We start from the raw sequence: 25,286 nt of genomic DNA on the forward strand, positions 1-25,286 counted from the left end.
GCAAGCGGATGGTGCGCCCTGCAGCGGAACGTCCTCCTCGCCCGCTTCCCTGAGGCTCGCCTATCTGGACGCGAACGTCATCTAAGTTCTCCTTAACAACTTGTTCGAATAACTTAATTGATGGCCGGTTCTTTCCACGTCAGTAGTGAAGATCGTTGGCGCCGTGATGCGCCGGACGAGACGGGAGGATCCATGACCATCCAGGCCACGACGGCGACGCTGTCGAACATGAGCCTTGCGCGCCGCGCTTGGGAAATCCGCCGCAAGGCCATTCGTATGGGTGAGGTGCAGGGGCAGGGATATGTCGGACAGGCCCTCGGCATCGCCGACGTTCTCTCTGTCTCCTATTTCCACGCGCTGGCATATCGGCCGGGTGAACCCGAATGGGAAGGCCGCGACCGCTTTCTCCTTTCCATCGGCCATTACGCGATTGCGCTTTACTCCGCGCTGATCGAGGCGGGCATCCTGCCCGAGCAGGAGCTCGAGACCTACGGCACCGATGACAGCCGCCTGCCGATGTCCGGTATGGCCGCCTATACGCCCGGCATGGAGATCACCGGCGGCTCGCTCGGCCAGGGCCTCGGCATCGGCGTCGGCATGGCGCTCGGCCTCAAGGCGAAGAAGAACCCGGCCTTCATCTACAATCTGATGTCCGATGGCGAACTCGGCGAGGGCTCGACCTGGGAAGCCGCCATGTCGGCCGCCCATCACAAGCTCGATAACCTGATCTGCATCGTCGATTTCAACGACCAGCAGGCGGACGGCAAGTCGACGGAAATGCTCTGCTCCGAGCCGCTCGGCGACAAGTGGGCATCCTTCGGCTGGCACGTCCAGCGCGTCGACGGCAACGACATCGCCGCACTCGTCGCCGCCTTCGACAATGCCCGCGACCTCAAGGAAGCAAAGCCCCGCGTCATCATCTGCGACACGGTCATGTGCAAGGGCGTGCCCTTCCTCGAAGAGCGCGAGATCACGCATTTCGTGCGGGTCGAAGCGGATGAATGGCAGAAGGCGCTTGCCGTTCTCGACGCGAACCGGCCGGAATGAGGAGCAAGACCATGAGTGCAACGCGCAGCTACGACCCGCATCGCAAATGGGAGCCCCGCACGCCGCCGAAGGCCGGCGAGGGCGGGCGCACCTCGGCGATGATCGCCTCTCTTGCGGCGGAAGGCTATGAGACCGTCTCCGCGCCGTTCGGCCATGCGCTGGTCGAGGAGGCGAGGAAGAACGAGCGTATCGTTGGCCTGACTGCCGATCTTGCGAAATATACCGATTTGCACGTCTTCGCGGAGGCCTTCCCCGAGCGCTTCTATCAGATGGGCATGGCCGAGCAGGTGATGATTTCGGCTGCCGCCGGCATGGCGCGCGAGGGCTTCATCCCGTTCGCCACCACCTACGCCGTCTTCGCCTCGCGCCGCGCCTACGATTTCATCGCCATGGCGATCGCCGAGGAATATCTGCCCGTCAAGATCGTCTGCGCCCTGCCGGGCCTGACCACCGGCTACGGGCCGAGCCATCAGGCGACCGAAGACCTTGCGATCTTCCGCGGCCTGCCGAACCTGACCATTGTCGACCCCTGCGACGCGATCGACGTCATGGAGGCGATCCCGGCGATTACGGCGCATGACGGCCCCGTCTATATGCGCCTGCCGCGCGGCAAGGTGGCCTCCGTCATTCGCAAGCACTGCCCGGACTACCGGTTCGAACTCGGCAAGGCCAAGCTCTTGCGTGAGGGCAAGGACGTGCTCGTCATCGCCTCCGGCTTCATGACGATGCGGGCGCTCGATGCCGCCGTCGAGCTGGAAGCGCAAGGGATTTCCGCGGCTGTGCTCCATTGCCCGACGATCAAGCCGCTCGACACGGAGACGATCCTTGCGGAAGCCGGCAAGGGCGGCCGTCTTGTCGTGACGGCGGAAAACCACACCAAGGTCGGCGGCCTTGGCGAGGCCGTCGCCTCGACACTGCTGACGAGCGGTGTGACGCCGTCCTTCCGCATGATCGGCCTGCCGGATCGCTTCCTCGATGCCGGCGCGCTTCCCACGCTGCATGATCGCTACGGCATTTCGACCGCCGCCATGGTCACGCAGATCCGCGGCTGGCTCTGACATTCATTTCAACGGACAGGCGCTGCGGTAAAGCCGGGCGCAGACATCAAGGAGAAACTTCATGGGTACTGCTCTGCTGCAGGGAAAATTTGCCGTCGTCACCGGCGCCGCTTCCAAGCGCGGCCTCGGAAAGGCCACCGCCAGGCTTTTCGCCGAGCATGGCGCGACCGTCGCCATCCTCGATCTCGATGAAGCCGCCGCGAAGGAGGCCGCCGCCGACCTCGGGTCGCAGCATGTCGGCATGGCCTGCAATGTCATCGATCTCGAAGGCGTGAAGAAGGTCTTCGAAGCGCTGGTGGAAAAGTGGGGCCGGATCGACATCCTCGTCAACAATGCCGGCATCACCCAGCCCTTGAAGATCATGGACATCGCACCGAAGAACTACGATGCGGTTCTCGACGTGAACCTGCGCGGCACGCTTTACTGCAGCCAGGCGGTCATTCCGCATATGCGCTCGCGCAAGGAAGGCAAGATCGTCAACCTGTCGTCGGTTTCGGCGCAGCGCGGCGGCGGCATTTTCGGCGGACCGCACTACTCCGCCGCAAAGGCTGGTGTGCTCGGCCTCACCAAGGCGATGGCCCGCGAACTGGCGCCCGACAATGTCCGCGTCAACGCGATCTGCCCGGGCTTCATCGCGACGGATATCACCGGCGGCCTCCTGACGCCTGAAAAGCTGGAAGAAATCAAGGCCGGCATCCCGATGGGGCGCGCCGGAACGGCGGACGATGTCGCGGGCTGCGCGCTGTTCCTCGCCTCCGATCTCTCGGCCTATGTCACCGGCTCGGAAGTCGACGTGAACGGCGGCTCGCTCATTCACTGAACCTGTTCGGCCGGCGCCGCTTCGGCCCCGGCCGCCTTTTCGGGAGGACCCCATGAAACTGGGTTTGGGAAGTTATGCCTTCCGCTGGTCGATCGGCATCAAGGACCTGCAGCCGGCAAAACCGATGACGGCGATGGAGGTGCTGGAGATCGCTCACGATCACGGCCTGGCGCTGGTGCAATATGCCGACAATCTGCCGCTCGACCGGCTGACGCCGGAAGAGCATGTCGCCCTCAAGGCCCGAGCCGACAGCTACGGCATGGCGCTCGAACTCGGCACGCAATCTTTCGATGCAGAGGAGCTTGCCCGCTACATTCCGATCGGCGAGCGTATCGGCTCGAAAATCCTGCGCGTGGCGCTCGATGCCGAAGATGCGCTGATCCCCGTGCCGGAGCTTGCGGCCCAGATTCGCGAACTCCTGCCCGACGGCAAGCGCGCCGGCCTTCGCTTCGCCATCGAGAACCATTTCAATTATCCGTCCCCGCGCATGGTCGAGCTTCTTGATGCCGTGGCGGACGATGCGCTCGGCGTCTGCCTCGATGTCGCCAATTCCATCTGCGCCGGCGAATGGCCGATGACGACGGTCAGGATGCTGGCGCCATATACGATAAACCTGCACCTGAAGGACTACGAGATCACGCCGGATCCCTATGGCGTCGGCTTCCGGATCCACGGCACGCCCCTGTCCGAGGGCAGGGCCGAAATCGAGGAAATTCTCGCCTTACTTGCCCATTGTCCCGATGACATGAGCGTCATCCTCGAACACTGGCTGCCGCAGACGAGCGATATGGAGGCGACACGGCGCATGGAGCACGTCTGGCTCGGTCGTACGGTTGCCGCCGCCAAGCGGCTGGTGCCGGGTAATCACAAGGCCTGAACGGAAAAGACAAGGACAACAGCACGGCCGATATCGGCCGGCGGCGGACGCTCGGCGTCCGACAGGAGGAACCGCCATGACGATAAAGACGAAGAAGCTCATCAATGCGCCCGAGGACATCATTCCCGAATTCATCGAAGGCTTTGTCGAGGTCTGGCCCGACCTGCTGACGGTCGAGGGGCCGACGGGGCGGGCCGTGGTGGCGCGCCAGGGACCACGCGATGGCAAGGTGGGTATCGTCATCGGCGGCGGCTCCGGCCACGAGCCGGCCTTTGCCGGCTATGTTGGGCGCGGCCTCGCCGATGCCGCCGCCGTCGGCAACGTTTTCGCCTCCCCATCTCCGCAGCAGATTCTCGACGCCGGGCGCGCCGCCGATGGTGGGGCAGGGGTCGTGTTTCTCTACGGCAATTACACGGGTGATGTTCTGAACTTCACCATGGCAGCGGAAGAGCTTGCCGCCGAGGGCACTCCCGTGCGCCATGTCGCGGTCACGGACGACATCGCCTCTGCGCCCTATGCGCGGCGGGACGAGCGCCGCGGGGTCGCCGGTGACTTCTTCGTCTTCAAATGCGCAGGCGCGGCCGCCGACCGGGGAGAACCGCTTGAGCGGGTGGAGGCGCTGGCGCGCCTTGCCAACGACAATTGCCGTTCGATGGGCGTGGCGCTCGGGGCCTGCTCGCTGCCACAGACCGGCATACCGAATTTCGAGATCGGACCGGAGGACATGGAAATCGGCATGGGTATCCATGGCGAGCCAGGCATGCGCCGCGCGCCGCTCGCCAGCGCCGACACTGTCGCCGACCTTCTGATGGAGCCGATCCTCGCCGAGCTCGGGCTTGGCGCGGGCGATCGTGTCGCCGTATTGGTCAACGGGCTGGGTGCGACGACGCAGCTCGAACTGGTCCTGCTCTTCCGCCGCGTGCGCCGCTGTCTTGAGGAGAAGGGCGTCGGGATTCATGCCCGTTGGGTCGGGGAATATGCGACCTCACTGGAAATGGCCGGTGCCTCGGTGACGCTGCTCAAGCTCGACGAGACCCTGGTTTCTCTGCTTGATCATCCCTGCCGTACCCCTGCGCTGACCGTCGGCGCCGAGCCGGCTCCCCCGGCCGGTGCGACACGCAGCACGCGGCAGGTTCGAACGAGAAAAGCATCGGCGGTGCAGGACCGTTCCTCTCTCGTAACGACAGGAAGCATCACGCCGAAACGGTTCCGCACCATGATGGTCAATATTGCTAAAGCCATACGGCAAAACCGGGATTGGCTTTCCCAGCTTGATGGCGTCATAGGCGACGGTGACCACGGCATTACCATGGATATCGGCTGGACAGCGGTGATCGCCGACCTATCCAAGCTACCGCACGATGCGACGATATCCGAGACCTGCGACGTGATGGCTCAAGCATTCCTCAGCGCAGTCGGCGCATCGTCGGGGCCGCTCTATGCCAGTGCCTTCAAGAGTGCGGGCGCTGCCGTTTCCGACCGGTTGAATCTTGACGGGCCGGCGATCGCGGCTTGGATCGATGGCATGAGCAACGGCATTCTCGCGCGAGGCGGCGCAAAGCCAGGTGACAAAACCATGCTCGATGCATGGGAGCCGGCAGCCAAGGCCGCAATCCGGGTTGCCGACAACGGGGCAGATGAGAAGACTGTGTTGCAGGTTGCAACAGAGGCCGCCCGCGCTGGTATGGAGCGCACGGCGGAACTCGAAAGTCGAAGAGGGCGGTCAGCGAAGCTGGGCGCGCGTTCACTTGGTCATATCGATCCAGGCGCCGCTTCCGCAGCCATCGTCTTGGCTGCAATGTCGGAGGAAGACGTAACTTTCGATGGGGCCGCTGAAGACATAGCCACCATTCCACCATTCAAACAAGGTTAGTCATCTCGCTGACGTAAGGGGTCTGGTTCTGACAAAACCGGCCATTGCTAAAGCTCTTCAACTGCAAGAGCCAGTTCTCTTTCTGTTCGAAGGTTCTTGCGGAAAAAATCTTGCTCGCCCGTGCTGCCAAGGCAGAGATGCGCCGCCACAAGCGCCAATGGCCGACACAGCGCATTGTCGCACCAAGGCTCCGGCGCATAGACGTCGAGATCTGTCGGCATGACGTCGAAATCCCCGACGCCCGGGCCGCTCTGTCGAATGCTCGAAGGGGGCTTGATGGAGGTTGACCTTGGCGGCGTAGTGATGGGCATCGGCATGGCTCCGCATGAGGAGGGCATGATCGATACCTTCACGCTATGCGGGGATGATTTCCTGTAACGTGAGGAAGCGGCTATCCCATCGCGGCGTAGCGGGCTTCCATGAGGTCCGCTTCGCGTACGAGTTTGCGCACGAGCTCATCGGAGAGCTCGCGGGCGCGTCCGAGGCGGTAGATTTCGTCGCGTTCGGCTCTTACCCCGGCAAGCCGCAGCCGCCTTTCGATCTCTTCGAGATGCTTGACCTGATCGGCCTCGTCGCCGGTCTTGGAGCGCGTGTCGATCCTCTGGCGATAAAGCTCCATGAGGTGGCTCCCGACATCGGCGTAGACATCGGCATCGCCCCGGCCTTCGCCGATTTCATGTTGTAGCCTTTCGATCATCCGGATTGCCGCTTCCGCTGCGGCGATGCGTGCGGCGTCCTCCTCGCGCCGATGGCTGGGCTCGGGTGGCAGCTCCAGGTCGCGAAGCAGGAAGGGTAGGCCGATGCTGGCGGCGGCGAGCGAGGCAATGATCACGCCTGCTGCGAGGAAGATGGCGAGATCGCGCGCCGGGAACGGCGTTCCGTCGTCAAGGGCGAGCGGTAGCGTGAGGATACCGGCCAGCGTGATGGCGCCGCGCACGCCGGCCACCGACATTGCCACCACCAGCCGCCAGTTCGGCCGTGTGATCGCCCGTCCCTGCCTTGCCGCGCGATAGAGGGTGAAGCGTAGCGATATCCAGACCCAGACGAGGCGCAGCAGTGCCAGCGCGACGTTGATTGCGACGACATAGATGGCCAGCCAGATCGGCTCGTGATGGCCGGTATCAGTTACCACCTGCGCCGCCCCTGCGGCGATGCTCGGCAACTGTTCGCCGAGCAGCACGAAGATGATGCCGTTGAGGGCGAACTGCACCGTATCCCACACGGCGGTACGGCGTACACGCGTCACGGCGAGAGTCTGGCCGGTCTGTTCCGCATAGCTCATCGTGATCCCGGCGGCGACGGCTGCGAGGATGCCCGAGCAATGCAGCTCTTCCGCTAGGAGATAGGCGCCGAAGGGGATGAGCAGGCTGATGAGAATCTGCGAGCCCGGCTCCTCGCCGAGCTTGCGCGAGAGGTGATCCTTGGCCTTCATCACGAGCCAGGTCATGCCCGCGCCGATGACGATGCCGCCGAGCGCGAGCCACAGGAAGGTGCCCAGCGCGGCGACCGGCGAAAAGACGCCGGTGAGGACGGCGGCGACGGCAAAACGCATGCAGACGAGGCCCGAGGCGTCGTTCAGCAAGGACTCGCCTTCCAGGATATGCATCAGACGGTTGGGGATCGGCACGCGAGCGGTAATCGCCGAGACGGCGATCGGATCCGTCGGTGAAACGATGGCCGCCAGTGCGAAGGCGACGGGCAGCGGCATCGACGGGATCAGCCAGTGGATGAAGAAGCCGACCCCGATCACGGTGAAGACCACGAGGCCGAGCGAGAGCTCGAGGATCGTTCCCTTGTCGCGAAACAGTCCTTCCTTGGGAATGCGCCAGCCGTCGAGAAAGAGAAGCGGCGGCAGGAAGAGGAGGAAGAAGATATGCGGCTCGAGCTCCACCTTGGACCCCGTGACGCCGGCAATCGCCGCCCCCAGCGCGATCTGCACCAGCGGCAGGGGAACGGCCACCGGTGAGAGGCGCGCGAGCGTCCCGCTCACGACCACCGCCAGCAACAGGATCAGCGCGATACCGATATTCTCCATGCAATCTCCTGCCTGCGGATCAAGGGCTACTTCAGAGGTTTCGCGGCCCCCGAGTCTCCCCAAGTTTGAAAACGGCGGTTTCGGTGGTCAAGCCGGCATCACCGGAAAAGTGCGCTTCCCACTTGCGCGGGCGTATCCATGTTCGTCTTCGGCCGGTTTGCCCCTGCCGATCGCGAGAATGTCCGTATCGACATGGCGACCAGGCGGACGCGGCCTATCTCTTAGACTTGGCCCAGCTTATCTGTGCTTCCGGAGACGAGTTTCCTTCCTCCGATGAGGAGGTTAGCGCGATACATGTCTATTCGGACGACCCGCAGACTGCTGCCGAGCTGGAGCGGTTGGCCGATCAAGAGGTGCGTATCGTCGGCTTCGAAGCTCTTGACTCGCATACTGGACACCATCGAGCACGGCTGGTGGTCCGCGTCAGGTCCGCAGAGCCACTCCAACTCAACAAATGAACGAATTGTCGGGTACAGCCGTGATGCAGTCTTTGCATCAAGCGCCGCGAGCACCGAGATTGCGGTCGGCCTCGACCAATTCCTCGCCTTCATGCCGCAGGCTCATGAAGATGACGATAGCGACGATGGCGGCAAGGAAAATGGCGCTGGTGACGATGGTGCCGAGACCGAAGCCGCCATATTGCGCCGGCTGCGACATCAGATCGCCGAACGAGGCGCCCAGAGGCCGCGTAAGAATATAGACCAGCCAGAAAGCGAGGATCGGGTCGAGGCCGAGGGCGAAATAGCCGAAGCTGAGTGAGAGGATGATCATCCCGAACAGGACACCCGTCGCCAGATAGCCGAGCGCGAATTTCTCGGCCACCAGATCGCCTGCTGCCGTGCCGAGCGCGAAGGTGAACAGGATGGCAAGCCAATAGAAGGCTTCGCGCCGACCAGTGAAGATCGAGTGGATCGAAAGGGTCCCTTCCGCGCGGAACCACAAGAGGAAGGTGAACGCCAGGGCGATGGAAAAGGCGATCGTTGTCGCGAGCAGCGGCACCTGGAAGTTATCGACCAGATTGTCGGTGATCAGGGTGCCGACGATACTGATCAGTACCACGGACAACCAGTAGGCGGCTGGAACATATCTCTTCTGGGCGAACTGCCAGACCAAGGCAACTGCCAGAACGGCCGACATGAGCAGCGATGTCGCCGTGAGGCCCAGCCCCATCTGCACATTGAGGTAATCGGCCGCTGTCTCCCCCATGGTGACGGCCATCAGCTTGATGAGCCAGAAATCCGCGGTGACGCGGGGAACGCGGTTGTAGATGACGGCTGCGGTGGATGCGGTCATGGTGGTTATCCCTGAATGAGCGATGTGGGCAATCGGTCTACGGCGCGGGCCGGGTCGGATTGTCGAGAACCGTCATCAGGGCAGCGAGTGTCTTGGTGACAGTATCGGCCGACGGACTGGATTGTCGCAGCGCTTTCAGCGCCGCGTCTGAAGCAGCATCGATGTTGTTCCAGCTATTCTGGTCCAGTGGGCGGATCGCCGTCTCGGCTTGATCCCAGGCGGTTTCGTAGTCGGTAATGCGCTTTGCCGCCCCAGCAAGATCACCCTTGGCGGCGAAGCCCTGAACATCGGCGACGATCGCCTTGAAGGAGGAGAGGTCGCCAAGGCCGGCCGTATGGGCGGGCGCATTGTTGGCGTAGAGTTCAAAACCGGTGAAGGCTGCGACTGGCGCGGCAATCAGCGCAACGGCGAGAAAAATCTGTCTCATCAGCGGGATCTCCCTGATTCTGGCTGAAAAGGATCGGATTTCGTGAGTACACCGCTTCAATTAGCTGAGAATTAGGGGGCGGTTTTCCTGGAGCTTTGCTGGCAACAGCCGGCTTGCGGCAAAGCTGTGCAGGCGGAGAGGTTTCGTCTACGCTCAAAGCATGCGTGTTCTTGTGATCGAAGATGATGTCATGCTCGGCCGCGCCCTCGTGCAGGCTCTCGACGATGCCGGCATATCGGTGGACTGGGTGCGGGACGGGCCGCTCGGGGCCGAGGCCGCCGCCATCGGCGGACACGGCTTCATCCTGCTGGACCTCGGCCTGCCCGGCCGTTCAGGGTTGGAAATCCTGCGCGGGCTGCGTGCCCAAGGCGACAGGCGGCCCGTTCTGGTGATCACCGCCCGCGACGGCCTCGATGATCGCATTGCCGGGCTCGACCTCGGGGCCGACGATTATCTGGTAAAACCATTCGAGGTGAAGGAGCTGCTGGCGCGCATGCGCGCGGTCGTGCGGCGCCATGGCGGCCAGGCGACGTCCGTGCTCAGCACCAATGAGATCGAGCTCGATCTGTCGAGCCATGAGGTGCGATATCGCGGTGCCAGCGAAGTGTTGCCAGCGCGCGAATTCGCGCTGCTTCAGGCTCTGTTGGAGCGTCCCGGAACCATTCTCTCCCGCAGCCAGCTCGAGGAGCGGCTTTACGGCTGGGGCGAAGAGGTGGAAAGCAACGCCATCGACGTACTCATCCATTATGTGCGGCGCAAATTCGACAAGGATATCATCCGCAACATCAGGGGCGCCGGCTGGATGATCCCAAAATGACCACAGCGCTATCGATCCGACGCACGGCCTTCCTGTGGCTCGCTGGCTTGATGGCCACCATCGGCATCTGCGCGGCGGCGGCCTCGTACCTCCTCGTTCAGAGCGAGGCCGCCGATTTCCTCGACAATCAGCTTCGCCAGATCGCGCTCTATGTCGGGAATGAACGGTCAACGCCGGCGGTGGGCTCAGACAGCACCGCGCAGCACGATCCCGAAGACGATTTCGTCGTTCAGGTCTGGGATGCGTCCGGCACCCCGCTGCGGCAATCGCATCCCGCCGTCGAGATCGCCCGGCAATCGGGGACCGGCTTTGCCGATATCACAACCGATCGGGATCGTTGGCGCGTCTATACCCTGGCTGCGCCGGATCGCACGGTGCAGATTTCCCAGGATATGAGCGTCCGGCAGGAGCTTGCCACCAGTGCGGCGCTGCAGGCGGCGCTTCCTATCATCGTGCTCATCCCCTTGTCCTTGCTGACATTGGGCTGGATCATCGACCGGATCATGGCGCGGCTCAATCGCTTGGCCGGTGAGGTCGCCGCACGGGATACCACGGCGGACGATCCGGTTCCGATCGGTGACGTGCCGACCGAAGTCGTTCCTTTCGTCAGCGCGATCAATCTGCTGCTCGCGCGGCTTCATGGCCTATTGGAGCGCCAGCGGCGGTTCATCTCGGATGCCGCTCATGAACTGCGCACGCCGCTTGCGGCCTTGCAAATCCAGATCGACAATCTGCGCCATGACGACCAGGACGGCCGGTTTTCCGAGCGTCTGGGTGAGCTTGAAGCCGGGATTCGCAGAGCCACCGGCCTGGTAGGCAAGCTCTTGCGGCTGGCGAGCTACGATGCCCGGGAAGCAGCACCCGCGCCGCAGCCGATCGATCTGGTACAGCTGGCGCTCTACACAGTCGCGCGCCTGACTCCCTTTGCAGAAAGCCGAGGCATCGACCTTGGCATCACCCGCCAGGACAAGGCCGTTGCGCAGGGGGCGCTGGCCGATTTCGAGGTCATCCTCGACAACCTGGTGGAAAACGCCGTGCGCTATACCCCGCCCGGCGGCATTGTCGACGTTGCGGTGAGCGTTGTCGGGCGGGAGGCGTATATCGAAGTCAGTGACACCGGTCCCGGCATTGCAGAGGACGACATGCCGCACGTTTTCGAACGGTTTTTCCGGGCGAGACCGCAGGATTGCGAGGGAAGCGGCCTGGGGTTGGCGATCGCGAAGGCGGCGGCCGAAAGGCAGGGCGCGCAGCTTACGCTCGCGATGCGGGAAGACCGAACCGGCCTCCGCGCACGTCTGCGTGTGGCACGATGACGGCAATGACCGAAATGAGGGCGTGTTGCCGCCAGATTACGGCGGATCAAAAGGGCCATTTCCCCAGCTTGGTCAACCAGAAACGGGGAGACAGGAAACCACCTCCGAGCCACCATTCAGTTTCGACCTCATTGCGGATGTTTGTCGGTTCGGTTGCGTTTGCCAAAAGCGGTCGTGCGCAGTTTGACATGACTTTGGTCTAGCTTGGTGGTGACCTGAGTCCCTAAACTTCCTCCAAATTTTGGTAGAGTCCGTCACGATCAGGAGACGGACGACATGAAGCGTTCCCGGTTCACGGAAGAACAGATCATCGGGATTTTGAAAGAGCAGGAGGCGGGTGCGAAGACGGCCGATGTCTGCCGCAAGCACGGCATCTCGGATGCAACCTTCTACAAATACAAGGCGAAGTATGGCGGCATGGACGTTTCCGATGCCCGCAAACTGAGGGCGCTGGAGGACGAGAACGCCAAGCTGAAGAAACTGCTCGCCGAGACCATGCTGGACAATGCGATCCTGAAGGACGTGGCCTCAAAAAAATGGTGACGCCCGATGTGAAGCGGAATGCGGTGGCTCATGTCTGTGCGCAGCATGGGGTGAGCCAACGTCGGGCGTGCGAGATGTTGTCATTTGATCGGTCCACCATGCGATACCGCAGCGTGCGGCCTGACGATGCGGCCATTCGGGAGGCGATGAAGAAGGTTGCGTCGGAGCGCCGCCGCTTCGGTTATCGGCGCATCCACGTCATGCTGGACCGGCAAGGGATCGTCATGAACCTGAAGAAGCTCAGGCGGCTTTACCGGGAGGAGAAGCTGATGGTGCACAAGCGCGGCGGTCGCAAACGGGCCTTAGGGACGAGGCGTCCCCTGGCTTTGCCGTCACGCCCCAACGAGCGCTGGAGCCTGGACTTCGTCAGCGATGCCTTCACGGATGGTCGCCGCTTCCGTGTTCTGGCTGTCGTCGACGACTTCACCCGGGAATGCCTGTGCCTGATCGCAGACACATCCTTGTCGGGCGCTCGGCTTGCTCGCGAGCTGGACAGCCTCATCGCCAGACGGGGAAAGCCGAAGACGATCGTCTCGGACAACGGCACGGAGATGACCAGTATGGCCATCCTCAAATGGTGCCAGGAAACTCGTGTCGAGTGGCATTACATCGCCCCCGGCAAGCCGATGCAGAACGGTTTCGTCGAGAGCTTCAACGGCAGCTTCCGAGACGAATGCCTCAACGAGACCCTGTTCTCGTCGCTCGCCCACGCGCGCGCCGCTATCACCGCATGGAAGGAGGATTACAACAGAAACAGACCGCACTCATCGCTGGGCAACATCACGCCCAGCGAGTTCGCAATGAAAATGGCTATGGAAAAACAGGCCGCATGAGGCCAGATTGAAAACCCAAGACTCTCCCGAAAACTGGAGGGAAGTCGGGGCTCAGGTCACTAACCCCGGGCGAAGCGAGGGTCGCCCGCCACGTCGCAAATGGGGTCGCACCAAAAGATATCGATGAACTCGTCGGAACTAGCGCAAATACCGTTAAGACGCATCTCAAGGCCATCTATGCGAAAACCGGTACGCATCATTACGGCGCGCTTGTGCGCCTGCTTTCCGGTACCTTGATGCTTTCTTCTTAGGTCCCGGAAATGTTTCGCTCCTTGCGGACATCTGGATTGGCTTTGACTCGAATGTCCGCGTTCGGCGAAACAGAAACACCATAGTTTCGACTAGGATAAGGTCGGTTACTGAACGGCAGCTACTTGCCGGGCCGATCTGAAGCCAGAAGGTCTGGATAAGGCCCCATTGTCGTCCGTCGTGTCCCTGACGAACAGTGGGTTTTCGGGTGGCACCCGAAGCCTGCGAAAGGTGACAATGGGGTTCGGCGATCTATGATCGTGGTCTCAGCGCTCGGTCGCCTCAAACTCTTGCCAATGCCGAACCATCCGCGATCATCGAACCATGTAAGGAAAATCAGGGCAATTGTTTCATAGCGGCCCGCAGGATATCGTTGATGCGATCCTGCCATCCAGGTCCCTCCGCCTGAAAATGCGCCAGCACGTCGCTATCGATTTTCAGCGATACAAGTTCCTTGGCGTTCGGAATAGCTGGACGCTCGACTGCCGGGGCCGTCGCTTTCTTCGTAGGCTTGAACAAAGCCTCGGCGGCGTCCTTTGGATTGGCCGGTCTTCGGGAAGTTGATGCCATTATTGATTCCTTTGGTAGCTATGCAGTTGTGCCTCTTTCCCTACGGCATGTCGAGCGACGCTCGTGTCTCCTCGCCAAGCCAAACTATCGACCTTCCGTCACGGGTCGGTATATTTATTGCCGATTCCTTTGACAGGAGGCTTCATGCTGTCTGAACTCCGTTCATCCCGGCTTGCCGTTCTCGTCGACGCGGACAATGCCTCCGCGGATTGCAGATGATCTGTTCGAGGAAATTGCCAAGATCGGCGGGGAGCAGAATTTATGTGTTCGGAAAGCAGGTCGGTGCTGGCCGAGTTCTCCAGTTGTTAGGCGGCCTACGGCAACTCCCATTTGTCCCGATCATCATTCATAGAATACCGTCAACGCCTCATCGCCATCCACAAGACATGGCGCGCGCCACTGTTCCTGTTGCTGGCGCGCACGCTCACCTCGTCCGTGGCAAACCCGACCTCGCGCAATCGACGTGTGAACGCACGATCCGGCGCGGAAGACCAGACTGCCAGCACACCGTTTGGACGCAGTGCAGACTTGGCTGCTCTAAGACCGTCATGGCTATATAGACCGTCGTTGGAAGCGCGCGTCAGCCCATCGGGGCCGTTGTCGACATCAAGCAGGATCGCGTCATACGCGGAGTTTTTCGATCGGATGAGGGCGCCGACGTCACCGAGATGAATATCGACACGCGGATCGTCGAGCGTGCCGTTATGGAGTTCCGCCAAAGGTCCACGTCCCCATTCGACCACAGCTGGGACGAGCTCGGCGACAACGACGTGGGCATCGTGTGGCAGCGCAGCCAAAGCGGCCCGCAACGTAAATCCCATGCCAAGGCCACCAATGAGCATGCTTGGGTTCTTCCGGCCAACGATGCGCTCGCAGCTCAAGGTCGCCAACGCCTCTTCCGAGCCGCTCAACCGGCTGTTCATGAGTTCTGTCGAGCCGAGCATGATGGAGAATTCGCTACCGCGCTGTTTCAGGCGGAGATCACCGGCCTCGCCGGGAATGGTCGCGCGATCAAGTTGGATCCAGGGAAGCATCGGGGTATCTCGTTACATTGTTCGACGGCCTCGTACCATGGCAGCCATCCCGGCGACATCCCATTCTCGATGAATCAAAGGAACCACCACCGATCTATTGCGCAGCTTAGTTACGTGCGCTGCCCATCGCTCCAAAAGGCTTCGCCGCTGCTCAAGATAGTCGGTGCGCCGGTATGCGCGTTCCACCTTGCCGCCCACGGTATGCCCCAACGTCGCCTCCGCAACCTCATAAGGCGTATTCGTCGTCTCGGCGATCCAATCATGCAGGCTGGAACGAAAGCCTACACCTGAAAGACAACGCACCAGAGAGCCCGCCCCGGTCAGATTCCGAGACGGGCACCAGAGCTCAAGGGGAGTTAGCGCAGGCTAAAGCTGCCGAAGCAGGACGGGCCCTTCCAGGACCCTGATGCGCCTTTGCCCTTGACTTTCCCTGTGAAGGTAATGCGCCCGCCCGATGCCTTGAACGCGCCAGACTTGTCGATCTTGCCTTTTGCGGTTGCCGTTCCGCCAGAAGCCATCGGCGTAGTGATCGAGATACTTTTCTCGTCGAGAGATGCCGTAATGGGCGTCGCCCCCTTGCAGAAGGCCTTTGTCCCGCCCTTTGTCACGGACTTGCCGCTGAGTTGAGCCGCGAAGGCCGGACCAGCCGCGATGGAAAGGACTGCGGCAACTGTTGCTGCTTTGAACGAAAAGCTTTTGTACATGTGAGCCCCATTGTTAAACGAGCGCGTTAGTTGTTCGTGAGAAAAAACGTATAACGGGTAATTGGTCGCGTCCATATCTGTTAGAAGACGCTAAATTCTTTCAACCATTAACGTTAAGCCCGCGCCGGTCTGTAACTCAGTACTCGGTTTCAAATTTCAGAAGGAGGCCGCATAGGAATTGTGGGCGTGTTGCTGGTGACTGCAGCGCAATCAAATGCGGGCGGAATCAGACGGAACGACGAACGTGCAGGACGCTCGCCATCGTCTCTGGCGGGACGTACCGTTATGCCGGAGGCGCGCTCTTTAAACGCAAAAACCAACGCTGCCACTGACCTTGCGGATCATTTGCGTCACCTGCGGAAGGGCGCGTACGATCGCGCCCTTGTTCGTGCCAATGAACACTTCCTGTAAAGGAAGGGGCGATTGGGTCTTCAGCACCTGTATCGTCCCGCTCCGAATGAGTTCCTGCATGAGACGTGTCGGCAGGATACTTATCCCCGTGCCTGCTTCCACGAGGTTGAGGATTGTGCCGAGGCTGTTACAGACATTGAGTCGTAGGCCAGCGCCTGACGAGGCCGCAAGGAAGCCTGTGGTAAGCGAATGCAGGTTGGAGGGGGCCGGGGTTGAGAAGATGCGTTGCGCCAGCAGTTCCTCGTCAGAGACGGTTCCTTGCGATAATGCGAGCACTCGGCTTGCAACCCAATCGACGCTTTGGCGCCCCAGAAGCTCCAATGCGACATTGTCATGTGAGGGTGGAGTAGAGAGGACGGCGATGTCGAGAAGGCCCTCGGAGAGCTGATCGGCGAGCCTGTGGCTGGTATCTACCGTGGCTGCGATCCGCGTGCCGGCAAAGCGTTTGTCGAGTTCGTCGAGAAGGGCAGGCAGACAGACGGCGGCAAAGCTGTCGATCACACCAACACGCAACGTCGGCAGGCGGGTATTGCGGGTCTTGATGTTGGATTCGATGTCACGCGCAATCGCGATCATCGACTCCGCATAATGCTTCAGCGCCTCGCCTTCGCTGGTCAGCACGAGCTGGCGCTTTTGCCGCACGAAGAGGGATACGCCGAGCTGTTCTTCCAGTTCGCGGATCCGATAGGACACGGTTGGCTGAGTGACATGCAGCATGTCCGCTGCTGCGTTGAAGCTGCGCAGTTGCGACACCCAGTAGAAGGATTCGAGGGCAGAGAAGCTTAGGGCCATGATGGATGAATAGAAAATTTCTATCGATAGCGCTAATTATCCTGATTAGATTTTGATTTCAACGCCGCTTAGGTTTCCGTCATCCACATCACAAACGCGGTGACAGCCATGTACAAGACCATTTCGCGGGAACATATTCTCGAAGACCTGCCCGAGATAGCCGATATTCGGTCGGATGAACTCCGGGAAAAGGTCATCGATGCGTGGGTCTTCGCACTCGAGCGCTCGTCCTTCGACCGCGTAATCGACATCCAGGGCGAAGGCAGCCCGAATGTCTTCTCGCTGAAGCGCGGCAGGCAGGATGCGCATCTGCGCGGGGTCACGCGCCTTGCGCTTGCCATCTACGAAGAATTCAAGGCGACCTATCCGGAAGCGAAGGTCGACCGCGACATCATCCTCGCTGGTGGCCTCTGCCACGACATCGGCAAGACCTGGGAATTCGACCCCGTCAATCTGAAGCGTTGGAGCGAGCGAGGTGATCGCTACGGCGAGCCGTCCTTCCGTCATTCGGCCTATGGCACCCATGTCTGCCTGTCGGTTGGACTGCCGGAAGAGATCGGTCATATCTGCATGGGCCATTCGCTCGAAGGTGCCCATATCGGCCATAGTACGGAGTGCTACATCATCCGCCAGGCCGACCACGCGTGGTGGCATGTGGCGGCCGCCCTTGATCTGTGCCATCCGGACACGATCGGCTTTGCCGGCCCGAACCTGCGCGTGCGTTCGCTCGGCCAACAGTAGGACGTGCCTCCGCCACACCAAGAAGGAAACCGAGGTTAGAGATGGACTATACGTTCCAGTTCGGCCCCCTGCTGAACTACCTGCCGCAATTCATCAGCGGGCTCTGGCTGACGCTTCTCCTGTCCTTTGTCGGGATTTTCGGCGGGATTGCGCTTGGCGTCGCCAGCGCGGTCCTGTCCACGTCGCCCTGGAAGCCCGGGCGGCTCCTCGTTCGCTTCTATGTCGAGGTGACGCGCAACACGCCGCTCCTGGTGCAGATATTCGTGATATTCTTCGGTCTGCCGAACATCGGTATCCGCCTCTCGCCGCTGACATCGGTCTTCATCGCTCTCGTCTTCAACAATGGCGGTTATGTTGCAGAGATCGTGCGCGGCGGCATCGAGGCCACGCACCGCAGTCAGGTCGAAGCTGCCGAAAGCCTTGGGCTTACCTATTTCCAGACGTTGCGCTTCGTCATCCTGCCGCCGGCGCTCGAAAAGGTGTTTACGCCGATCGTCTCGCAATGCGTGCTGCTCATGCTGTCGACCAGCCTTGTCTCGGCCATCGGGGTCGAGGATATGACCGGCGCTGCGATGATCGCAAGTTCTGAGACATTCCGCACCATGGAGACCTACCTGATCATTGCCGTGGTCTACGTTGTGCTCAATTTCGTTTTCCGCGCCGTGTTGAATCTCGTCGGTCTGATGATTTTCACGCGGTCCCGCCGCCGGCTGCTCGGGAGGGCATGACATGCGCACATTCGGCTCCCCCGAATTCCTCTTCATCGTCTATGCGTTGCGCTGGACTCTCGCTCTGACTGTCATCGCCTTCGTCGGCGGCGGCATCATGGGCATTCTGCTGGCATTGCTGCGTATCGCCCGCAGCAGGGTGCTGCGCGGCCTCACCACGTTTTACATGCAGCTCGTCCAGGGCCTGCCGCTGCTGGTGCTCCTGTTCCTGTGTTACTATGCGCCCTCGCTTCTCGGCGTGGAGATCGCCGCCCTGACCGCCGCGGCTATTGCACTCACCATCAATTCCAGTGCCTTCCTCGGCGCCATCTGGGAAAGCGCGCTGCGAGGCATACCCAAGGCGCAATGGGAGAGCGCCGATGCGTTGGCGCTGACGCCCTACAAGACACTGCGCTTCGTCATCGCGCCGCAGGCAATTCGTCTCGCGATGCCGTCAACGGTCGGCTTTCTTGTCCAGATCATCAAGCAGACGTCGCTCGCCTCGATCATCGGCTTCATCGAGATCACCCGCGCCGGTCAGCTCGTCAGCAATGCCACTTTCGAGCCGCTCAAGGCCTTCCTGAGCGTCGCCGCCCTTTACTTCGCCGTCTGCTTCCCGCTGACGCAACTCAGCCTCTGGCTCGAGCGGCGCACCGCGCGACGGGGTGCCAGAACCTGAACCACACGCGGCACGCAGAAGGTCGCACCACCATCAAACATCAAAACTGAGAGGATACCATGCGCCTGAAATCCCTGCTTTTGCCCCTCGTCGGGCTTCTCGCCATCACTGTCGGCGCCGCGACGGCGTCGGCCTCCTCCCTCGACGATATCATCGCCCGCAAGAAGGTGCTGATCGGCGTCGACCTGTCGGTGCCGCCCTTCGGCATCACCAACGATCAGATGCAGCCGGACGGGCTCGACGTCGATGTCGCCAAGCTGCTCGCCAAGGATCTCGGCGTCGAACTGGAGCTGGTATCCGTCACCGGCCAGAGCCGCATCCCGTCGCTGCAGACCGGCAAGGTCGATTTCGTCGTGGCAAGCTTCGGCATCTATACCGAGCGTGCACTCTCGGTGGCGTTCTCCAACCCTTACGGTGGCCACAAGTCGGTCATCATCGCGCCGAAGGACACGGCCATAAAGGACCTCGCGGACCTCTCAGGCAAGCGAGTCGGTGTGCCGCGCGGCACAGCGCATGAAAAGATTCTCTCCGCCGCGAATATCGATGGCATGGAACTGGTGCGCTTCGACGACGACAGCACCACGCTGAACGCGCTCGTCTCCGGCCAGGTCGATGCGATCGGCACGGTGAACTACATCGCCGCCCAGCTGCAGGAGCGTTACCCGGACAAAGGCTTCGAGGAGAAGACCACTTATCTCACGAGCTTCTATGGCGTGGGTCTGCGCCGCAACGACCCGGACCTTCTGCATTGGCTCAACACCGTGCTGTTCGTCCACAAGCAGAGCGGCGAGCTGGGCGCCATCTACGAAAAGTGGATGAAGACCCCGATGCCGGAACTGCCGGCGTTCTGAGCATCCGAAGCCAAAAGGGGCGCCCCCGCGGCGCCCCGCCCATGAAGAGGTCCTAAATGTCCGTTGTCGTCGCAAAGAACATCCGCAAGAGTTTTGGCGCACTCGAAGTGCTGAAGGGCGTGTCGCTCACGGTTGAAGGGGGCGAAGTCGTGGCCCTGATCGGCCGCAGCGGTTCCGGCAAGAGCACCTTCCTGCGCTGCCTGAACGGTCTTGAAGGCATCGATGCGGGTGAGATCGTGGTGGCGGGCCATCGCATGTCCCGCAAGCCGGCCGAATTGCGGCTGCTTCGGCGCGATGTCGGCATCGTCTTCCAGAGTTACAATCTCTTCCCGCACCTGACTGCCGGTGAGAACATCATGCTTGCGCCCGTCCAGGTGAAGGGCGTGTCGAAGGAAGTCGCCCGCCAGGAGGCGAAGCGCTGCCTGTCGCTCGTCGGGCTCGGCGATCGTTTCGATGCCTACCCGGATATGCTGTCCGGCGGCCAGCAGCAGCGTGTTGCCATCGCCCGGTCGCTTGCCATGCAGCCCAAGGTATTGCTGTTCGACGAGGTGACCTCGGCGCTCGACCCGGAATTGACCGGCGAAGTGCTCGCTGTCATCGAGAATCTTGCCCGTGAAGGCATGACCATGATCCTCGTGACGCACGAAATGGGCTTCGCCCGCCGGGTCGCCAACCGGACGATCTTCATGAAGGACGGTGTGATCCACGAGGAAGGCCCGTCCGCCGAGTTCTTCTCCGCTCCGAAAACGCCGGAATTGCAAGCATTCCTGCGCTCCGAGATCGGCTGAGACATCCAAGATCCTGCCCTCTTGCCATGCGGAAAGTCGCTGGCAGGTACGTCGACGCCTGCGTCAAAAGCGCCTCCTCGCATCCGCGCGGATTGACAGCCCTTTCTGTTATCGATAACATTTCGATCATGGAGGGGTTGTTAGGTGCATTTTGCGCCTCTCGCCTGGCATGAAGGAGGGGGACATGGGGCGACTAGCGTCGTTTCTCTGGAAGTGGATCGACGTCGCCACGGCGGTGTTGATGAGCGCGATGATTGTCATGGTCTTCGCTAACGTCGTGATGCGCTACGGGTTTTCATCCGGCCTACGGGCCGGCATCGAGCTGTCCCGGCTCGGCTTCGTCTGGATCGTCATGCTCGGTGCGGCCGTGGTCTTGCGCAGGGGTGAGCATCTGGCCGTCACGGAGTTCTCCGAGGCTTTCTTCCCGCGGGCGGTTCCGATCTTGTGTCGCCTGGCTTGGGTGGTGGTTCTTGTGTCTGCATCCATGCTCTTCTGGGGCGCGTGGCGACAGACGGTCGCCAACTGGCACAACATTTCCCCACTGACCGGCCTGCCGACGGGCCTCGTCTACCTTTCCGGCGTGGTGTCGGGCGCGCTGATGGCTCTCGTCGCCATCGTTCGCATCTTCGGAAATCCGGCCTACGTGCAGCCGCAGACGGAGAGCCGCCAGTGACACTTGTGCTTTTTCTCGGAGTGCTGATCATCAGCATTCTGCTCGGCCTTCCCGTGGCCTTCGCCCTGCTTCTGTCGGCCATTGCGCTCATGTTGCATCTCGGCCTGTTTAGTGCGGATATCCTGGCGCAATCGCTCATCAACGGTGTCGATAGCTTTCCGCTGCTGGCCGTCCCCTTCTTCCTCGTCGCCGGAGAGGTCATGGCCCATGGCGGCCTGTCGACGCGGATCGTCCGGCTGGCCGCCTCGCTGGTGGGCCACCGCAAGGGTGGGCTCGGCTATGTTGCCATCATTACCTCCGTCCTGCTGGCAGGCCTTTCCGGCTCGGCCGTCGCTGATGCGGCGGCGCTGGTGTCCATTCTCTACCCGATGATGCGCAAGTCGGGTTATCCCGAGGGGGCGTCCATCGGCCTTCTGGCCTCCGGCGGCATAATTGCTCCGGTCATCCCGCCGTCCCTGCCGCTGATCATCATCGGCGTCGCCGGCAACATCTCCATCGCCAAGCTCTTCCTCGGCGGCATCGCGCCGGGCCTGATGATGGGCGTGGCACTGATGCTGGTCTGGTCCCTCATCATGCGCAAGGAGACGGTCGAGACCAGTCCGAAAGCTTCCGGCGCTGAGCGTCTCGCGGCGCTGAAGGACGGTGTCTGGGCTCTGCTTCTGCCATTGATCATCATCGGGGGCATTCGCTTCGGCATCTTTACGCCGACGGAAGCGGCCGTCGTGGCGGCGGTCTACGCCATCGTCATTTCCACGCTGATCTACCGTGAGATGACCGTGAAGCGCTTCTACGACATCCTCGTCGGTGCGGCACGCTCCACGGCGATGGTGATGTTCCTCGTCGGTGCGGCCATGGTCGCCGCCTGGCTGATCACGGTGGCGCAACTGCCGCAGCAGCTCGCCCAGATTCTCGGCCCCCTCGTCGATCACCCGCGCGTCCTGATGGCGGTCATCATGATCATCGTGCTCATGGTCGGCATGGTCATGGATCTTAGCCCGACCATCCTGATCCTCGTTCCGCTCTTCATGCCGATCGTCAAGCAGGCGGGTATCGACCCGGTCTATTTCGGCCTGATGTTCGTCATTAACACGTCGATCGGCCTCCTGACGCCACCGGTCGGCACGGTCCTCAACGTGGTGTGCGGGGTCGGACAGGCCAAGATGAGCACGGCCGTGCGCGGGGCGTTGCCCTTCATCGGCGCCTATGTGCTGCTGCTTGTCCTCTTCGTCGTCTTCCCCGATCTCATCATTGTCCCGATGAAATTCTTTGCAGGCTAACCAGGGAGAACGCCTATGAATGCACTGATCAAGACACTCGGACTGTCGGCTGCGATGACGCTCGGCCTGGCTTGCGCGGCCGCCGCGGAAGCCGAACTGAAGCTCGCTCACGCCGCACCGGAAACCGATCTCCAGCAGACGCTTTCGGTCTTCTTCAAGGAACAGGTCGAGGCGCGCACCAACGGCTCGGTCAAGGTCGCGATCTTCCCGGCAGGGCAGCTCGGCAACGATGCGCAGATGATCGATGGCGCCCGCTCCGGCATCATCGACATCGCCATGTCCGGCCTCAACAACTTCACCGGCCTTGTGCCGAAGGCCGGCGTGTTCGAGTTGCCCTTCATCTTTCCGACGCGCGACGTCGCCTACAAAGTGCTGGATGGCGAGATCGGTCAGGGCATTTCCGCCGAGTTCACCCAACACGGCCTGACGGTGCTGGGCTATCCTGAAAACGGTTACCGCAACGTCACCAACAACCGCGGGCCGATCAAGAAGCCCGAAGACCTCGAAGGTCTGCAGATGCGCGTCAACAATTCCCGCGCGCTGAACGACATGTTCGCGCTGCTCGGCGCCAACCCTCAGCAGATCCCGGTGGCGGAGCTCTACACCGCACTCGAAACCGGCGTCGTCGATGCGCAGGATCATCCGATCGGTATCGTCGTGTCCTTCAAGTTCAACGAGGTGCAGAAGTACCTTTCGCTCACACAGCACGCATATTCGCCCCTGGCCCTCGTCATCAACGACCAGAAGCTGAAGGGTCTCACCGCCGAGGAGCAGAAGGTCGTTGTCGAAGTTGCCAAGGAAGCGATCGACAAGCAGCGCGAACTGAACGTTGCTAAGGAAGAAGAGATGATCGCCTCCCTCGAGAAGGAAGGCATGGAGGTGAACCGCGACGTGGAAGCCGCCGCTTTCCAGGAGAAGGTCCGCCCCGTTTGGGATGGCTTCATCCAGGCCAACGGCGATGAACTCGTCAACAAGATCGTCGAGCTGGGCAAGGGCCAGTAAGTAGCACTGGATATCCGCAGACCCGGAGGCGGAGGAGCTAAGGTTCCTTCGCCTTTTGCGTTCGTGCGACGAGTTCCTTCGGGTAAAGAAAAACGCGACATCCGTGGATGCCGCGTTGCATGTCGTACTCGCCGACTGGCTTAAAGCTTGTATTCGTTGGCGAGCGTCACGTGGTGATGGATGCGGCCCTCGAAGAACTCGGTGAGAACCGCTTCGGTCGCGGCGCGGGCTTCGGAGCGGACAGGGCTCGCTAGGGCTTCCTCCACGGCCTGAAGGCTCGGATAGTTGATGGCGAGGATCATCGGATATTCCGGCGCGCCCTCGTCGCGTGCCTCCGCGAAGGAAATGCGCACATCGGTGGCATGCGGGAACTGGCGCCATTTGGGCAGGATGCGCTCGATGACGGCCTTGCGGAAGGCATCGGTCTGGCCGTCCTTCACCTTGCCCTCGAACAGGGCGAAACGGGTGATCATTCAAAAGTCTCCTTGTTGGGTCCCCGGAAAAATTCCATCAGCGCTGCCTGATCTTCGCCGCCGAGGCCGGCGGCCGTCAGCATGCGGTGAATCTCGGCGCAGGCCGCCGTCAGTGGCATGGCGGTGTTGGTGCGGCGGGCAAGGTCCTGCGCGCCGTTGAGATCCTTCACCATGTTGTCGATGCGGCCGGTGCGCCGGTAATCCTTCGCCACGAAACGCGGCATGTATTCCTGCAGGATGGCGCTGTCGGCGCGCCCGCCCTTGAGCGCCTGCGGGATCTTCGCCGCGTTGACACCGGCATCGAGCGCCAGTTGTGTTGCCTCTGCCACGGCGAGGAAGCCGAGGCCGCAGAGTACCTGGTTGATCAGCTTGGTAGTCTGTCCCGCGCCGACCGGTCCCATATGGGTGTAGTTGCTGGCGACATGGCGCAGCACCGCATGGGCGTCTTCTACGTCCTTCGCCGCGCCGCCGGCCATCAGCGTCAACTGCCCGACCAGGGCCTTCGGCGCGCCGCCGGAAAGCGGGCTGTCCACCCAGCGAAGGCTCTTCGCGGCGGCATCCGCCGCCAGTTCCTTCGTCGCCTCGGGATCGATGGACGACATGTCGATGATCAGCGTGCCCGGCCTTGCGCCGGCCGCCACGCCCGCCTCGCCGAAGACCGCCCGGCGCACGATGGCGGGGGCGTTGAGGCTGAGGATCACATAGTCGCTGGCGGCGGCGGCCTCGGCGGCCGAGGCCGCGGCGAAGGCGCCCTTGTCGACCAGTGCCTGCACCTTGTCGGGGCTCGGATCAAAGACGGTAAGGAGGTTGCCGGTTTCCGCCAGTCGCGTGCCGATCGCGCCTCCCATGGCGCCTGCGCCAATCAGCGCTACTCTGTTGCTCATGTCCGAGGCTCCTCCAGTCTGGCCGCTATGGCGGCGACGATCGCCTCCAGCGGCTTGTCGATATCGACGGTGATGGCGTTCTCGTCCGCCGCCGGGGGCTCCAGCGCGGTGAACTGGCTGTCGATGAGGCTGGTCGGCATGAAATGGCCGGTGCGGGCGGCCATGCGCTCCGTGATCAGCTCCTTCGTGCCGGAAAGGTGGACGAAGGTGACGGGCGCGCCGGCCTCCGCGCGGATGCGGTCGCGGTAGCGGCGCTTCAGCGCCGAGCAGCCGAGAATGAGGGTGCTGTCCGGTTCGGCGAGCCTCTGGCCGATCAGGGTAAGCCAAGTCCAGCGGTCCTCGTCGGCCAAAGGCTCGCCGCGGCTCATCTTTTCGATGTTTTCCGGCGGATGCAGGTCGTCGCCGTCGAGATAGGCGGCGCCGATGCGCGCGGCCAGCGCCGCGCCGACCGCCGACTTGCCGCAGCCGGCGACACCCATGAGGACGATGCGGCTTATGGGAGGGGACTGGGGCAT

The 25,286-nt window shown here is 62.0% G+C and carries 28 protein-coding genes and 2 pseudogenes; 18 read left to right on the plus strand and 12 right to left on the minus strand.

Going from position 1 to position 25,286, the window contains the following annotated elements:
- The first annotated feature begins 192 nt into the window (after window positions 1-192).
- The 5 genes from ACZ48C_RS17340 to dhaL all read left to right on the plus strand — a co-directional run bounded on the left by ACZ48C_RS17340 (window position 193) and on the right by dhaL (window position 5,675).
- On the plus strand, window positions 193-1,047 hold the full coding sequence (locus tag ACZ48C_RS17340; RefSeq protein ID WP_424547143.1) for a transketolase: 855 nt from the start codon (window positions 193-195) through the stop codon (window positions 1,045-1,047).
- An 11-nt stretch (window positions 1,048-1,058) separates the two neighbouring features.
- Complete coding sequence (locus ACZ48C_RS17345; RefSeq protein ID WP_464783428.1) at window positions 1,059-2,105, plus strand: transketolase family protein; 1,047 nt, start codon at window positions 1,059-1,061, stop codon at window positions 2,103-2,105.
- A gap of 61 nt (window positions 2,106-2,166) precedes the next feature.
- On the plus strand, window positions 2,167-2,925 hold the full coding sequence (locus tag ACZ48C_RS17350) for an SDR family NAD(P)-dependent oxidoreductase (protein ID WP_464783429.1): 759 nt from the start codon (window positions 2,167-2,169) through the stop codon (window positions 2,923-2,925).
- 52 nt (window positions 2,926-2,977) lie between these two features.
- On the plus strand, window positions 2,978-3,802 hold the full coding sequence (locus tag ACZ48C_RS17355) for a sugar phosphate isomerase/epimerase family protein (RefSeq protein ID WP_464783430.1): 825 nt from the start codon (window positions 2,978-2,980) through the stop codon (window positions 3,800-3,802).
- 76 nt (window positions 3,803-3,878) lie between these two features.
- Complete coding sequence (gene dhaL / locus ACZ48C_RS17360; RefSeq protein ID WP_464783431.1) at window positions 3,879-5,675, plus strand: dihydroxyacetone kinase subunit DhaL; 1,797 nt, start codon at window positions 3,879-3,881, stop codon at window positions 5,673-5,675.
- 47 nt (window positions 5,676-5,722) lie between these two features.
- Here the strand turns inward: dhaL and ACZ48C_RS17365 are convergent, their stop codons facing one another.
- Window positions 5,723-5,896, minus strand: a complete 174-nt coding sequence (locus ACZ48C_RS17365) for a hypothetical protein (RefSeq protein WP_464783432.1) — start codon at window positions 5,894-5,896, stop codon at window positions 5,723-5,725.
- Between ACZ48C_RS17365 and ACZ48C_RS17370 the strand changes: the two genes are divergently transcribed.
- Complete coding sequence (locus tag ACZ48C_RS17370; protein ID WP_464783433.1) at window positions 5,895-6,053, plus strand: hypothetical protein; 159 nt, start codon at window positions 5,895-5,897, stop codon at window positions 6,051-6,053. The two genes, ACZ48C_RS17365 and ACZ48C_RS17370, sit on opposite strands and share 2 nt — an antisense overlap.
- A 13-nt stretch (window positions 6,054-6,066) precedes the next feature.
- Here the strand turns inward: ACZ48C_RS17370 and ACZ48C_RS17375 are convergent, their stop codons facing one another.
- The 3 genes from ACZ48C_RS17375 to ACZ48C_RS17385 all read right to left on the minus strand — a co-directional run bounded on the left by ACZ48C_RS17375 (window position 6,067) and on the right by ACZ48C_RS17385 (window position 9,430).
- Window positions 6,067-7,710, minus strand: a complete 1,644-nt coding sequence (locus ACZ48C_RS17375; RefSeq protein WP_464783434.1) for a Na+/H+ antiporter — start codon at window positions 7,708-7,710, stop codon at window positions 6,067-6,069.
- A gap of 495 nt (window positions 7,711-8,205) precedes the next feature.
- Window positions 8,206-9,003 (minus strand): COG4705 family protein, encoded by a 798-nt coding sequence (locus ACZ48C_RS17380; RefSeq protein WP_464783435.1) that lies wholly within the window; start codon window positions 9,001-9,003, stop codon window positions 8,206-8,208.
- Window positions 9,004-9,040: 37 nt separating this feature from the next.
- Window positions 9,041-9,430, minus strand: a complete 390-nt coding sequence (locus ACZ48C_RS17385) for a hypothetical protein (protein WP_464783436.1) — start codon at window positions 9,428-9,430, stop codon at window positions 9,041-9,043.
- A gap of 160 nt (window positions 9,431-9,590) precedes the next feature.
- Between ACZ48C_RS17385 and ACZ48C_RS17390 the strand changes: the two genes are divergently transcribed.
- The 4 genes and pseudogenes from ACZ48C_RS17390 to ACZ48C_RS17405 form a co-directional block, all read left to right on the plus strand.
- Window positions 9,591-10,247: a response regulator gene (locus tag ACZ48C_RS17390; RefSeq protein WP_464783437.1), complete on the plus strand. Its 657-nt coding sequence runs from the start codon at window positions 9,591-9,593 to the stop codon at window positions 10,245-10,247.
- Entirely contained in the window at window positions 10,244-11,560 is a 1,317-nt protein-coding gene (locus tag ACZ48C_RS17395) for an ATP-binding protein (RefSeq protein ID WP_464783438.1), read from the plus strand. Before ACZ48C_RS17390 ends, ACZ48C_RS17395 begins: the two co-directional genes overlap by 4 nt.
- A 276-nt stretch (window positions 11,561-11,836) precedes the next feature.
- Window positions 11,837-12,936, plus strand: a protein-coding gene (locus tag ACZ48C_RS17400) for an IS3 family transposase (RefSeq protein WP_464781451.1) whose coding sequence is annotated in 2 segments (ribosomal slippage) — window positions 11,837-12,089 and window positions 12,089-12,936 — 1,101 coding nt in all. Because the reading frame shifts where the segments join, the coding sequence is not laid out codon by codon here.
- 116 nt (window positions 12,937-13,052) lie between these two features.
- A pseudogene (locus tag ACZ48C_RS17405) lies at window positions 13,053-13,187 on the plus strand (helix-turn-helix transcriptional regulator); the annotation flags it as partial.
- 334 nt (window positions 13,188-13,521) lie between these two features.
- On the opposite strand, the gene ACZ48C_RS17410 reads toward ACZ48C_RS17405, so the two are convergent.
- The 5 genes and pseudogenes from ACZ48C_RS17410 to ACZ48C_RS17430 all read right to left on the minus strand — a co-directional run bounded on the left by ACZ48C_RS17410 (window position 13,522) and on the right by ACZ48C_RS17430 (window position 16,696).
- A complete protein-coding gene (locus tag ACZ48C_RS17410) occupies window positions 13,522-13,755 on the minus strand; it encodes a BrnA antitoxin family protein (protein WP_464783439.1) in 234 nt (77 codons plus the stop codon).
- A gap of 359 nt (window positions 13,756-14,114) precedes the next feature.
- Window positions 14,115-14,789: a spermine/spermidine synthase domain-containing protein gene (locus tag ACZ48C_RS17415; RefSeq protein WP_464783440.1), complete on the minus strand. Its 675-nt coding sequence runs from the start codon at window positions 14,787-14,789 to the stop codon at window positions 14,115-14,117.
- Window positions 14,790-14,801: 12 nt separating this feature from the next.
- Window positions 14,802-15,071: pseudogene (locus ACZ48C_RS17420) on the minus strand (hypothetical protein); the annotation flags it as partial.
- 74 nt (window positions 15,072-15,145) lie between these two features.
- The gene (locus ACZ48C_RS17425; RefSeq protein ID WP_464783441.1) at window positions 15,146-15,493 is read right to left on the minus strand and encodes a hypothetical protein; all 348 of its coding nucleotides are present in this window, start codon (window positions 15,491-15,493) and stop codon (window positions 15,146-15,148) included.
- A gap of 303 nt (window positions 15,494-15,796) precedes the next feature.
- Window positions 15,797-16,696 (minus strand): LysR family transcriptional regulator, encoded by a 900-nt coding sequence (locus tag ACZ48C_RS17430; protein ID WP_464783442.1) that lies wholly within the window; start codon window positions 16,694-16,696, stop codon window positions 15,797-15,799.
- Between the two features lie 108 nt (window positions 16,697-16,804).
- Between ACZ48C_RS17430 and ACZ48C_RS17435 the strand changes: the two genes are divergently transcribed.
- The 8 genes from ACZ48C_RS17435 (at window position 16,805) to ACZ48C_RS17470 (ending at window position 23,414) form a co-directional block, all read left to right on the plus strand.
- Window positions 16,805-17,437 (plus strand): HD domain-containing protein, encoded by a 633-nt coding sequence (locus ACZ48C_RS17435; protein ID WP_424547947.1) that lies wholly within the window; start codon window positions 16,805-16,807, stop codon window positions 17,435-17,437.
- Between the two features lie 41 nt (window positions 17,438-17,478).
- Window positions 17,479-18,165: an amino acid ABC transporter permease gene (locus ACZ48C_RS17440; RefSeq protein ID WP_464783443.1), complete on the plus strand. Its 687-nt coding sequence runs from the start codon at window positions 17,479-17,481 to the stop codon at window positions 18,163-18,165.
- A 1-nt stretch (window position 18,166) separates the two neighbouring features.
- Complete coding sequence (locus ACZ48C_RS17445; protein ID WP_464783444.1) at window positions 18,167-18,823, plus strand: amino acid ABC transporter permease; 657 nt, start codon at window positions 18,167-18,169, stop codon at window positions 18,821-18,823.
- 59 nt (window positions 18,824-18,882) lie between these two features.
- Window positions 18,883-19,674: a transporter substrate-binding domain-containing protein gene (locus tag ACZ48C_RS17450; RefSeq protein WP_464783445.1), complete on the plus strand. Its 792-nt coding sequence runs from the start codon at window positions 18,883-18,885 to the stop codon at window positions 19,672-19,674.
- A 56-nt stretch (window positions 19,675-19,730) separates the two neighbouring features.
- A complete protein-coding gene (locus ACZ48C_RS17455) occupies window positions 19,731-20,462 on the plus strand; it encodes an amino acid ABC transporter ATP-binding protein (RefSeq protein WP_424547943.1) in 732 nt (243 codons plus the stop codon).
- A 184-nt stretch (window positions 20,463-20,646) separates the two neighbouring features.
- Window positions 20,647-21,135 carry a TRAP transporter small permease gene (locus ACZ48C_RS17460; RefSeq protein WP_464783446.1) on the plus strand — a complete coding sequence of 163 codons (489 nt, stop codon included), beginning with the start codon at window positions 20,647-20,649 and terminating at the stop codon, window positions 21,133-21,135.
- Window positions 21,132-22,412, plus strand: coding sequence for a TRAP transporter large permease subunit (locus ACZ48C_RS17465; protein WP_464783447.1), 1,281 nt, complete (start codon window positions 21,132-21,134; stop codon window positions 22,410-22,412). Before ACZ48C_RS17460 ends, ACZ48C_RS17465 begins: the two co-directional genes overlap by 4 nt.
- Before the next feature lie 15 nt (window positions 22,413-22,427).
- Window positions 22,428-23,414 (plus strand): TRAP transporter substrate-binding protein, encoded by a 987-nt coding sequence (locus ACZ48C_RS17470; protein WP_424547940.1) that lies wholly within the window; start codon window positions 22,428-22,430, stop codon window positions 23,412-23,414.
- Between the two features lie 140 nt (window positions 23,415-23,554).
- Here the strand turns inward: ACZ48C_RS17470 and ACZ48C_RS17475 are convergent, their stop codons facing one another.
- From ACZ48C_RS17475 to ACZ48C_RS17485, 3 genes are read right to left on the minus strand one after another with little or no spacing between them, the layout of a single operon-like run.
- Window positions 23,555-23,887, minus strand: coding sequence for a hypothetical protein (locus ACZ48C_RS17475; protein ID WP_464783448.1), 333 nt, complete (start codon window positions 23,885-23,887; stop codon window positions 23,555-23,557).
- Window positions 23,884-24,771: an NAD(P)-dependent oxidoreductase gene (locus tag ACZ48C_RS17480; RefSeq protein ID WP_464783449.1), complete on the minus strand. Its 888-nt coding sequence runs from the start codon at window positions 24,769-24,771 to the stop codon at window positions 23,884-23,886. The genes ACZ48C_RS17475 and ACZ48C_RS17480 overlap by 4 nt, the downstream gene beginning before the upstream one ends.
- Window positions 24,768-25,286, minus strand: a complete 519-nt coding sequence (locus ACZ48C_RS17485; protein ID WP_464783450.1) for a gluconokinase — start codon at window positions 25,284-25,286, stop codon at window positions 24,768-24,770. Before ACZ48C_RS17485 ends, ACZ48C_RS17480 begins: the two co-directional genes overlap by 4 nt.

The sequence above is a fragment of the Shinella sp. 1A1 genome, from assembly GCF_055379515.1.